The sequence below is a fragment of the Paenibacillus sp. FSL F4-0236 genome (assembly GCF_038000135.1).
Lineage (GTDB): Bacteria > Bacillota > Bacilli > Paenibacillales > Paenibacillaceae > Paenibacillus_AQ.
Genome location: NZ_JBBOBK010000001.1, coordinates 1,839,038 through 1,851,119, shown reverse-complemented (window position 1 = coordinate 1,851,119; position 12,082 = coordinate 1,839,038). Strand labels below are relative to the sequence as shown.

At 42.6% G+C, this 12,082-nt stretch carries 9 protein-coding genes; 3 read left to right on the top strand and 6 right to left on the bottom strand.

The window, feature by feature from the left end; translation table 11 throughout:
• The first annotated feature begins 7 nt into the window (after positions 1-7).
• Positions 8-1,468 (top strand): ABC transporter substrate-binding protein, encoded by a 1,461-nt coding sequence (locus tag NSQ29_RS08460; RefSeq protein ID WP_340970801.1) that lies wholly within the window; start codon positions 8-10, stop codon positions 1,466-1,468.
• 322 nt (positions 1,469-1,790) lie between these two features.
• Here the strand turns inward: NSQ29_RS08460 and NSQ29_RS08455 are convergent, their stop codons facing one another.
• The 6 genes from NSQ29_RS08455 to NSQ29_RS08430 form a co-directional block, all read right to left on the bottom strand.
• Entirely contained in the window at positions 1,791-2,561 is a 771-nt protein-coding gene (locus NSQ29_RS08455) for a glucose 1-dehydrogenase (protein ID WP_076286264.1), read from the bottom strand.
• Between the two features lie 17 nt (positions 2,562-2,578).
• Complete coding sequence (locus tag NSQ29_RS08450; RefSeq protein WP_341124786.1) at positions 2,579-3,574, bottom strand: DUF4432 family protein; 996 nt, start codon at positions 3,572-3,574, stop codon at positions 2,579-2,581.
• A 1-nt stretch (position 3,575) separates the two neighbouring features.
• Positions 3,576-4,232 (bottom strand): RraA family protein, encoded by a 657-nt coding sequence (locus NSQ29_RS08445; protein WP_341124785.1) that lies wholly within the window; start codon positions 4,230-4,232, stop codon positions 3,576-3,578.
• A 33-nt stretch (positions 4,233-4,265) separates the two neighbouring features.
• Complete coding sequence (locus NSQ29_RS08440; protein ID WP_341124784.1) at positions 4,266-5,342, bottom strand: mannonate dehydratase; 1,077 nt, start codon at positions 5,340-5,342, stop codon at positions 4,266-4,268.
• 130 nt (positions 5,343-5,472) lie between these two features.
• Positions 5,473-6,147, bottom strand: a complete 675-nt coding sequence (locus tag NSQ29_RS08435) for a GntR family transcriptional regulator (RefSeq protein ID WP_339265568.1) — start codon at positions 6,145-6,147, stop codon at positions 5,473-5,475.
• Positions 6,148-6,237: 90 nt separating this feature from the next.
• The gene (locus NSQ29_RS08430; RefSeq protein ID WP_076300565.1) at positions 6,238-7,122 is read right to left on the bottom strand and encodes an AraC family transcriptional regulator; all 885 of its coding nucleotides are present in this window, start codon (positions 7,120-7,122) and stop codon (positions 6,238-6,240) included.
• A 155-nt stretch (positions 7,123-7,277) separates the two neighbouring features.
• Between NSQ29_RS08430 and NSQ29_RS08425 the strand changes: the two genes are divergently transcribed.
• The gene (locus NSQ29_RS08425) at positions 7,278-9,401 is read left to right on the top strand and encodes a DUF5054 domain-containing protein (protein WP_341124783.1); all 2,124 of its coding nucleotides are present in this window, start codon (positions 7,278-7,280) and stop codon (positions 9,399-9,401) included.
• A gap of 28 nt (positions 9,402-9,429) precedes the next feature.
• Positions 9,430-11,877: a glycoside hydrolase family 38 N-terminal domain-containing protein gene (locus tag NSQ29_RS08420; protein ID WP_341124782.1), complete on the top strand. Its 2,448-nt coding sequence runs from the start codon at positions 9,430-9,432 to the stop codon at positions 11,875-11,877.
• The last annotated feature ends 205 nt before the right edge of the window (positions 11,878-12,082 follow it).

Sequence of the window (12,082 nt, the reverse complement as noted above, 5' to 3'; positions counted from 1 at the left end):
GCATGTCATGTATAAACGTTGGTTTATCTTTGGCCTTTTTCTATTACTAATCATTCAATTAATCGGTTGCACCAAACATACAGAGGCTCCAATATCTAATAATGAAACGCCCGTTAACCTTATTTATTATACGATCGGCGAGCCGGACAATGATCTACGTAAGGTGAATGACAAAATAAATGAAGTCCTTTTGCGTAAAATCGGCATTACGATCACCTATAACAAAATTGGCTGGCAAGAATACGATAGCCGATTAAATACAATTATTTCATCCGATACCCCCTTTGATATTGCCTTTGCGCCGGATTACTCTACGTATGCAAAACAGGGAAAGTGGTTGAAGCTGAATGACTATTTAATGAACCAAGGCAAGGACATGTATAATGCAATTGATCCAATCTTCTGGAAAGGTGTCCGTTTACCTGATGGCAGCATTTACGGCATACCGACGAATAAAGAATTAGCCGTAGTTGAGCATTGGATGTATCCCGCTGATCTTGTAAAGAAATATCACATTGATATTACGAAATACAACACGCTAGAATCGCTAGAGCCACTGTTACGTATGATTCAAATAAATGAGCCCGATTACTTGCCCATGGAATTTAACCGGGATGCTCATAATTTCTTTAAGATGTATGGATATGAATATATAACGAACTATAAAATTCCGTTAATGATTCAATCGACACAATCAAATGCTTCGATCGTCAATATTTTCGAAACGGATGAAGCCAAACAAATTTTAAAGACCGTTCGACGATACTATCAACTTGGTTTCATTAATAAAGATGCTGCGCTGCGTGAACCAAGTTCACTTCAACGCGGGTTGAAAGTTTTCTGGAAATCCGCAAGCGGAGGCCCGCTATCCGAGAGTGTTTGGAGTAAGGATCTGGGCTATCAAGTGGTCGCTCATCCGGTAACACAAGAAGTGGCAACGACAGAATCCGTTCTTGGTGGCATGATGACTGTAAATGCAAATACGAAGCATCCGGAGGAAAGTATTAAATTTCTAAATTTATTAAATACCGATCCCGAATTACGTAATTTATTCAACTATGGGATCGAAGGAGTCCATTACAATTTAAACAAAGTGGGCCAGGTTGTCCTCGTTTCACCAAATTATACTGGGATACAGTATACACAAGGCAATTGGTTTATCTTAAAAACACTTGGTGGAAAATATCCTGATCCGCTAGATAAATGGGAACAATACAGAGCGTACAATGCTAAAGTGGTGGAATCTAAAGTACTCGGCTTTAATCCAGACCTTTCCTCGCTATCTGAGCAAGTCGATGAGATCGAAATCGTCTGGAATAAATATTATCCGATTCTCATGACCGGCAGCGTCGATGTAGATACCTTTCTGCCCAAATTCAATCAAGAGTTGCACGAAGCAGGTATTGACGACGTACGCAAAGCCATTCAAGCGCAGTTAAATACTTGGCAGAAGCATCATTCCAAGTAAGGTGAGGTTAGCATCTTTAACCGATGCTGAAGAACTTTCTAGACTAACGAATTGGTTGCCGTAGCAGAGATAAGTGGTAAAATCAATAGTATGAAGGTTCTGACTGGTAGAAGGAATAACGCTGCGATTAAAAAGTGTGAACAGTGCAATTATGTTAAAGACGATGAACAGATGTTAAAGAAAAGGTTGGAGGATTAAATTAAATAAAAATTACTCCTTTGAAAAATGACGTTAATCCTAGATAAAATCAAAGCTGTCCCAAGTAGCCATTTCTATGGCTTTTGGGACAGCCTCTTTTTCACATCCATATTCATCAAATACTCTACGGATACAGGACCATTCCACCATCAGCAAATATCGTAACTCCCGTCACATAGCTTGCTTCTTGAGACAGTAACCAAGCTACAGGTGCAGCAATTTGTTCCGGTGTTCCAATTTGACGTGAAGGAATTTTGTTCAATATTTGTTCAGTAATCTGCGGATCACTGAGTAATTTACCGTTCATAGGCGTATCAATCGCTCCAGGAGCAACGGCATTAATCCGAATTCCTCGATCGGCATATTCACGTGCTAATGATTCAGTTAGTAGCTTTAACCCACCTTTGGACGAAGCATAATGTACATATTGAGGCTTAGGAATCTGTTGATGCACGCTCGATACATTCACAATACTTCCCTGCATATCTTTCTTCAGGAGATATTTAATCGTTTCTTGGCACCCTAGGAATGTTCCGCGCAGATTCACATCCATGATCCGATTCCACTCATCTATAGGTAATTGCTCCGATGGATATTGAGACTGTACCCCTGCATTATTAACAATTCCATGTAATGTTCCGAAATGACCTACCGCCACATCAACTAATTTATTGGCGGTATCCACTTGTCCTACATCACCTTGGCACGCAACAGCTTGCCCGCCTGAGGCTTCAATGAGCGCAATCGCTTCCTCGGCTAAAGCTTTACTTTGATCACTCGTAAAATTGATAACGACTTTACATTTTTCTTTGCCCAAGCGAAGCGCGATCCCTCTACCAATGCCTTGCGCTGCACCTGTGACAATAAATACCTTTCCCTGTAAATCGTCAAACATAGGAACATCTCCTTACACTACGTCGTATGACTTCCATTCATCGAGCTACTCCATGATAATTTCAATGCAAATGACTTTGTCTGCTGCGCCTTGATCACAATGGCTTCACCACGTTGGATCGATTCCTGTAACCCCGCTTCATGTGAAGCCGAATTTGGTTCTACACCCATGACATAACAGGCCCCGTAGAATGGATAGTCTTGAAGACCATTAAATTCTTGCCACAACCACAGGTTTGGCATCGTGTCTACATCCCATTCTACACGATCACGTAAATCCATTTTATCATTTATAATCGTATAGCATCCCATCGTCAACTCTTTTAGAATCGTAAAATCTGTAGCCTTTCCTGAAGGGACATGTCCTAGATCACAACCCATATCTTCGATCGGCCATGAAAATACACCTTTTTTCAAACGAGATAATTCCGAATCCCGCTCATACGATTCGACCGATCTCGCAGGTGCTTCAAGCCGTGTTCCAGGTCCAATGAATGGCTCACCGAACGCGATATGCTGTCCCCATTCGGCATACAAAGCTTGCTGCCCCTGATTCGTAACGGATTCCTTCAACTCAATGCACTGCTCTACTTGGTCTATCGTTACAATTCGCTCCATCGCAAAAGGTGATTTATAGAGTAGTGTGGAGAATATAATCTGAACCTTTGTATCCGTTACTTCTCCGAGCTTATATGTCCAGGGTACCTGACAAGCCTCGCCGTGAAAATTATGCATAACTCCATAGTTATAGCTATCATCCCCTGCATTGGGGAATAAAATTTGCCAGCCCCCCGGGTAGCTTTGTAACCAGCGCTCCTTGGACGTATGACAGAAATCGATGCGATTCCCTAGCTTGGAGATTCCCCAAGGGCTTTCCCATAATATATTCGTACGATCAATACAAATTTTATAGATATCTCCACCTTTCTCTGGCAGAAACTCTACGATTAATCCGTCTCCCACGACCTGTAACACGTCCATGTGACCAGGGTTTGAAATCGTTCGAATGTCCATATTACAGGATCCCGAACTTCTCAAATACCTCGGAAACTTTCATCCCCTTCAAAATTTGCTCACGAACCATATTCTCTCCGTTCACCTTCTCGAATGCTTTTGCAATGACTTCATCCTCGACATCCTTCGGAACGACAACAATACCATCTATATCTCCGAAAATAAGATCACCTGGCTGTATCTGTACGTCACCAATTTTGATCGGTACATCAAAATCAATCACCTCATTGCGGGCATAAGAATCGGTTGGATGCGTCCCTTTTACAAACACAGGGAAGCCTAGTTGTTTGATTTTCTTTACATCACGGCACAGGCCATCAATAACAGCACCTCTACCTCCAGCCACCTTCGTAGCTGCGGACATTAACTCACCGAAGAAGGCAGAGCGCTCGGAACCCCCGACATCACCAACAAAAACTTCACCAGGCTGCATACCATCTAGCACTTCAATTTGCTTTTTATAGGCTTGAGCCGGTTTTCGATAGACGTCTGCTACTTGGACTGTTTTGGCGTAACCGCATACGACCATATCCGGGTCTAGGGGACGAATATGCTGTGGTAATGCCTGATTACGTAGCTGTAGACTATCCAAAATATCAGATATGACGGCAGAATATAGTTTTTCTTGCAATTGATCTAAATAGGCTTGATTTTTCATAAGATTCATCCCTTTTCTATAATATTTATGCTCTTATTCTTGTTCAACTTGACGCATAATGGCACGCATATAACCTAACGCATACGCCATCCCCGCATGCCAAGGCGCATCACAAGTCATTAGTGGCGTATGGTCGGGTATAAGTACACCTGTAAACTGATGCTTCTTCAATACACGTAATGCTTTCAACATATCAATATCACCATCATCGACAAAAACCTCTGTGTAATGAGGCACCTTCCCTTTAACATTACGAAAATGAACGTATGAAATTTTATCCTGTGAAGCATATTGATCAATTGCTTCATACACATCTCCATTCACCATTTCTTGAATAGAGCCCATACAGAACTCAATCGAATTACTTTGGCTAGGAACAAGGTCTATCATTTTCTGATATTTATCAGGCTCATTCACTAATCGAGCATGTTGACGGATTTGCGGCATCGGCGGATCATCTGGATGTAATGCTAATTTAACCCCAGCTTCTTCCGCAACAGGTAGAACACGTTCTAGAAAATAAGCCAAACGATCCCATATTTCTTGCTCCGAGGTTGGTGGGAGATATCCCTTATCTAACAAACTCGCGTCATACGTCATATTCCATACCTGACCCAGTGGGATTGGATGATTTAACTCATTGCTGTCAGGATGAAACGTCGATGTTAGCGCTCCTCCTCGTGCAGATGGCTTTTGAATATGTCCCCACACACCAGCAATACTGAAGTTATATCCAATTACAGGAATCCCTGCTCGACCTACATTCCGGATGATCTGCTTAATCTGTTCAATTTGTTCGTCTCGTTTTGGGCCAGCAAGTAACACATCATACCAATCCGATGGATTAAAATTTTCAATCGCTGCGAATTCAAGTCCTTCTTGATTGAGCTCTTCTTTTAATTTCACAAGATTCTCATATTCCCAGATTGGGTCATTTAAGCGTGCTACACCATAATTTCGTTGCCCATCTGTTGAAGGAAGTCCCTCATCATCAATATCTCCATAATAATTTACGAGATGGACAACAACCGCCTCACAGCCTGCCTGTTTCGCAAATCGATAATAATCTGTATGTAACATATGACGATATAAACCAATACCTAATCGCATTTCTTTTGCTCCTTTACATGCTTGGTTAGATCCTCCAATCTAAAATCTGAAATATCAGTATAAACAAGCATAAACGACTACGTCGTCCTTTTAAGATCGAGTAGCGTTTGTGCAGGAAATACCAGTCAGTTTAGATAGCCCCACCATTCTCTTCTATTAGAAACATCATGTGTTTCTTACTCTTCTCCAAGTGCGACACGAGTAAATGAGTCGCTTGTTCCAGGCGATCTTGCTTTATTTCCTCAATAATCTGCTCGTGCTCTAGCAAACCTTCATTAGATCGATCGAAGTTCTGGAAATGAAATATACGTGAAATATACAGAAAGCTATTTAAGAGCTCATATTGTTTTAGAATTAACTGATTATGGCTCATCGTCACAATAGCTTTATGAAACAGAACATCTGCTTCTAGAAATTGTTCATACAAAAATTGGGGACTATTCAGATGGGTACTTGCACGCTCCACAAACTCTGTTAATTTCGTAACAAGATGCTCACGATCTTCCTGCGATAGGTGTTCTATGCACCATTTCTCAATCATGATGCGAGCATCCATCACTTCAGCGATTCGCCCACTCGTTAATTGACTCACATAGGTACCTGACCGTGATACGACTTCAATAAGTCCATCATTCGCCAATCGATGGATCGCAAGCTTCACAGGAGTTTTACTAACCCCCATCTTCTCACTTAAATCATTGAGATCCAGTCGTGCACCACCTTTATATTCCCGCGTAAGGATTTGATTCTTCAAAATTTGGTACACTTGCTCATTTAAATCTAGTCGTTCAATTTTTACATTCATAGGACAACTCCAATTGATTCAAGTTCAAACTGAAATATCAGATATTAGATTTAAGTTCATTATAAGATGCATCTTACAGAAATTCAATACTTAATTGCAGACTTTCGAATGTGTGCGCCATGCCTTCGGCGTTACACCAATTAATTTCTTGAAGACCGTCGCGAAATGTTGGCTCGTCTTAAACCCAAGCTCCATAGCAACATCCGTTATGCTCACCTTCGATTCCTCTAACATACGACAAGCACAGTCCATTCGAATCCGATCCATAAACGCTGTTGGTGATTGTCCGTTCATTTCACGAAATATACGGTAAAAGTGCGACTCACTTAAACCAATCTCCGACGCAAGCTGTCCTATCGTATAGCGTTCAGATGGATTCTGTTCCAGTCTTGTCTTAAGCTCCAGCGTATACGCGTGCATATCATGCGACTGCGCTTTGAGTGGAGTGTTATGCAAAATGCGTTGTAGAATTTCCAGAACTCCATGACGAATCTGAAATTCCACAAGCTCTGTATCCTGCTGGTTAATTAACTGTTGGACCCTTTTGAAATAATCTACGATTTCCTTGCTAACCAACTGAATACGAGGACAGCGATGTATCCATTGTGCAAATACTTGGCGTTCAGCATCATCCAGTCCGAACCAATGACCATGCTGCAGCGGATCACGAACGATGATCCACCAGATCCTACATGGCCCAATATAATCAAAACTAGCACGGTGACGTTCACCAGGTCGTGTATAAATGATATGCTGTGCGCTCGTTGGGTGAAATTGTCCATTAACTTCCCACACTGCGGTTCCTTGCTCCATATATACAAACTCATAAGCATCTTCGTGCACGTGATTTGTCAAAGGCATGGCTCTACTGAAATGGTCGTATCCCAGAAGGATCAGATCTTTAACATGGGCTGCAGGACCCTCTTCCCAATCGATTAAATATACCCAGCGTTCACTCTTTATAGCGTCTGTCATCGTATACACGCTGCCTCTCTTCTGATCACATTAGCTTACTCCGAATCGTATATTTGCTCATTTATGTTTCTGATCCTATTAGATACAAATTGAAAAGTCAAATGATATAAATTGTTTTAAACTGAAAGCGTAAACACGAATAAGGAGTGATAAACGTGCCACACAGCACACCACAGATCCATGTTGTATTCAAGACACATTTAGATATCGGATATACCGATCTCGCTAAACATGTTACTGATCGTTATATGAAACTATTTTTCCCAAGTGCGATCACAACAGCACAGTACTTTAATGAACATCCTGATCAAGGTTCTTTTATTTGGACAACGGGTTCTTGGTTAATTCATCACTTACTCAAACATGGAACAACCGAGGAGAAACAGCAAGTAGAGGAAGCTATTGCAAAAGGCTATTTAAGATGGCATGGCCTCCCTTTCACGACCTATACCGAATTATACGATGCCGAGCTTCTAGATTACGGTATTCAAATGGCCACACGTCTTGACCAACGCTTTGGTATCCACACCATTGCAGCCAAAATGACGGATGTCCCTGGTCATACACGTGCGCTGATTACACATATGGCCAAGGCGGGTATGAAGTATCTTCATTTAGGTGTAAACCCATCAAGCCATGTTCCTCATGTTCCTGAGATGTTTTTGTGGAGAAATCCAGATGGTTCTGAAATCGTCGTTCAATATAGTAAAGATTATGGAACAACCTTCGAAACAGAAGGCTTGAATGATGTTTTATACTTTGCTCATACGCATGATAATCATGGTCCTTCCACCGTTGAACAAATTAAAGCGGAATTCACTCAACTTCGTGAGGCCTATCCACATGCGGATATCAGAGCATCCACGTTGGATCAATATGCGGAGAAGGTATGGGCCATTCGTGATACGTTACCGATCGTCGAAGAAGAGATTGGGGATAGCTGGATCCATGGATCTTCGACTGATCCCTACAAATTAGCTTGTTATCGTGAACTACTTCGCTTGAAGAGTAAATGGCTACTAGAAGGATCTCTTGCTGCAGCCGACGAGGAATATCACAACTTCTGCGATGAATTAATTATGATTCCTGAGCATACGTGGGGTGTAGATATTAAGCGTTATCTGGCAGATTACATTCATTATGATAAGGAAGATTTTCAGCAAGCACGAGCTCGAGACAAGGTTGATGTGAACTTAAACCCACTTGAATATCGTTTTTACGAAAAAAATTCACGCGCTGAAATGATCGAGATGTTCGGCGTGGAAGCCGTGGAGAAGCTTAGTGCCCGCTCATTTAGTCTCATGGAGCAGTCTTGGCAAGAGCAAAGGGAATATTTAGAAAATGCCGTATCTACTCTGGGCGTAAAACGTCAGATCGAAGCACGAGCTGCTCTAGCCGCATTACGACCGGTTCGTCCACAGATTGCTAATGCGGATGCGACAATCCTGTACACGGATCAATCCTATACTTTAGGAGACTTTGAGGTCGTGTTTGAGGATAACGGTTCTATTATCAGTTTGCTAGACCAACGTAATCGAGAGTGGGCTGGGCCGAACAACCCGATCGGATTATTCTCATATGAGACTTTCTCCCAAGCGGATTATGATCGTTGGTACCGTGAATATCACGTGCGATGGAAAAATACGCATGTATGGGCAACCGGAGATTTCGGGAAACCAGGTATGGATCTGACGAAAGAATGGATAATGCATACCGTGACGAAACCCAAACTATTATCCTTGCAAGCATTATGTGGAGAAGAACAGGATGTTGTCCTTGCTACGTTAAAGATGCCTAGAGCAGCTAGTGAAGGAATGGGTGCTCCACGAGAGTTGACCATCGAATATATATTTAAGAAGCACACTGCTACCGTAGAATGTAAGCTTCAATGGTTCCATAAGGATGCATATCGCCTCCCAGAAGCAGCATGGATGAGCTTCAATCCGATCGTCAATAATCCAAATCAATGGAAGCTTGATAAAATCGGACAACTCACTTCCCCACTAGACGTTGTTAAAGGGGGAAATCGCAATCTGCATGCGGTAGATCAGGGCATGTATTATGCGGCAGCGGACGGTCAAGTGGATATCACGACATTAGATGCCGCGCTCGTATCTCCTGGAGAACCACGGCTTGTGCAATTTGATCATACATTTGCTTCACTTACTGGAGGAATGCATGTCAATTTACACAACAATGTCTGGGGTACAAATTTCCAGGCTTGGTACGAAGAAGATGCGTTATTCCGCTTCAAGCTGAAATTCCAATCTCATCTTTAATCATAAAATACCTGAGAGGAGCTTTACAATGAACACCCACAAACCATGGAAAATTTACGTCATTCAACATTCCCATACGGATGTTGGCTATACAGAACGTCAAGAGAAAATCCGGCAGTATCATGTCAATTACATTCGGCAAGCGTTACAAATTGTACGTGACATCGAAAGCGGTGCTCGCCTAGATTGGAAGGGCTACAAATGGGTATGCGAAACGTTCTGGCCTGTTGAATCCTTCCTCTTAAAAGCGACACCAACAGAAAAAGAAGAATTCGCGCAAGCGGTACAAAAAGGCTATATCGGTCTATCTGGAACCTATCTCAATTTCGGCGAGCAATTAAATCAAGAGATGCTCTCCGTCATGATTCAACGGATTACTGACTATGGTCAATCGATTCAATTCCCCGTACGTTCTGCTATGACTGCAGACATCACTGGCTTTGGTTGGGGATATAGTCAAGTCTTGGCCGATGCTGGTATCGAGAATTTAATAACCTGTATTCATACACATCACTCCATGTTTCCATTATGGAAGAAACAAATTCCATTCTGGTGGGAAACACCAAAAGGTGATCGAATTCTAACGTGGAGTGGCGAGCATTATATGTTCGGAAATGACCTCGGCTTGATTCCTGGTATAGGAGGTTCCTATACGATTCGTGATGAGCATGACGTGCGAAAAGGCGTGTCCTTGGAAGTCGCTGAAGCGCGGTTTGATCGATATTTAGAGCAATTAGTTGAAGATGGCTATACCTTCCCGTTAGTACCTGTCATGGTATCTGGGCTCCCTACAGATAATGGCTCACCGAATGCCGCATTAATGGATTTTGTAAACCATTGGAATGCGTTGCATGGTGATCGGATCTTGATTCAACCAGCGACACTGGATGATTTCTTTACAGATTTAAGAGCATATGCGAACGAGCATCCGGATGAGATCGAGACCTTTCGAGGAGATTGGCCGGATTGGTGGACAGATGGCTCAGCTACTACTCCGATGCATGTTCAGATCTTCCGAGAGGCGCAACGCGTGTACACGAAAGTGAAGCAAATAGATCCTACCCGTGAGATTGTTGACCAAGTACGGCTTGAGGCGATTGAATACGAGTTGGCTTTATTTGCTGAACATACATGGGGATACCATTCCTCTGTGACAGAACCTTGGAACCCATTCGTACAAGAGCTGGGCTGTCGTAAAGAAGCTTATGCCGCAAATGCGAGTTCACTTGCCCATACCGCATTATACGATATCCTTGAGGCACAAGGAGATGCACTATTAGGACCAGATCGTCCTATGAAATTTGAATTGTATAACCCAAGTGAATTTATACAAACCGATTATGCCCAGTTAATTATGGAGGGCTGGTACATTACAGAGCTGAAAAATGGCTTTGAAGTGATCGATGAAGTGACTGGAACCGTCTACGAAGCTCAAATGGTGACGGGACACCGCGGGGTCGTCATTACAATTCCAGTAACTTTGCAGCCTAATCAAAAGGTACAATTGACGATTAAGGCAATCGAAGAGCATCCGCCCGTAACAGCATATCGAACAGATTATGTTGGATCCGATCGCATGCTGGATATTATTCCTCCGGTTCCACCGAAGCTACATGTGACGCCTAAATTTATCGAGTCACCTTTCGTTCGAATCGAATGGGAACCCGGGGCAGGGATTACGAAGTGGTTTGACAAGAGCAGTCAACAAGATTTACTGCGGTCTGATCGTAATCACAATGCATTCTCCCCTGTCTACAACGTAACAGAAGCACCTAATGAATTTGGCATGTATGATGTACGCCGTAAGATGGGACGTAATCGTAGAGGCGCTGATGCAATAACCTCTGTCGGAGCATTAGTTGATGTCAATATCGTTGAAAAGGGTGCACTTTATGGAAAAGTTCAATTGACCTATCGCGTGAATGGTTGCAGTCACTATTCCTTACTCGTCACCGTATACGGTGATCGCGCACGTGCTGATGTAGCCGTACGCATGCATAAGGAAAGTGTATGGGATCCAGAAAATGTGTACATTTCACTTCCGTTTGGGAGTGCTTCCGCTGCTGGGCAAGATGCGCTGTGGATAGAAAAGACAGGCGCAGCCTTACGTCCACGAATTGATCAATTGCCTGGATCCTTAGCAGATTTCTATTGTGTCGATGAAGGTGTAGCTTTTGTCCGTGACACACGTGGTGTTGCCATTGCGATGCCAGATACACCTCTCATCCAACTCGGCTCCTTAGACTATGAGGATCGACTATTGAGCGGACACCCTGGACTCGCGCATGATCCAGCCCATCTCTATTCATGGCCCATGAATAATTATTGGGAAACGAACTTTAAGGCGACACTAGGTGGATTCTATGAATTCCGTTACTACATCGCTTGGGGGGATGAGCTTAATACGTCAGAAGTAGCATTAGAGGCTTGTAAGAGTATGAACGCGGGTATCCTTGCATGGAGAACAAGTAAGTAAGAGAATAATCATATTATCAGTTAGACGAATCACAAAGTCTTCCTCGAGAAGTACGGATTGAATAAGATTTGGAAGCATTTTAGACTTTCATATGAGGTCGCCTCTTTCTGTTACAGAGTCATTTGATGGTACAAATGATTCCACAAAAAAAGGCGTCCTTTTTGCTATGCTGTGATGTAATTTATTGGTTAATCAGCAGGGATGT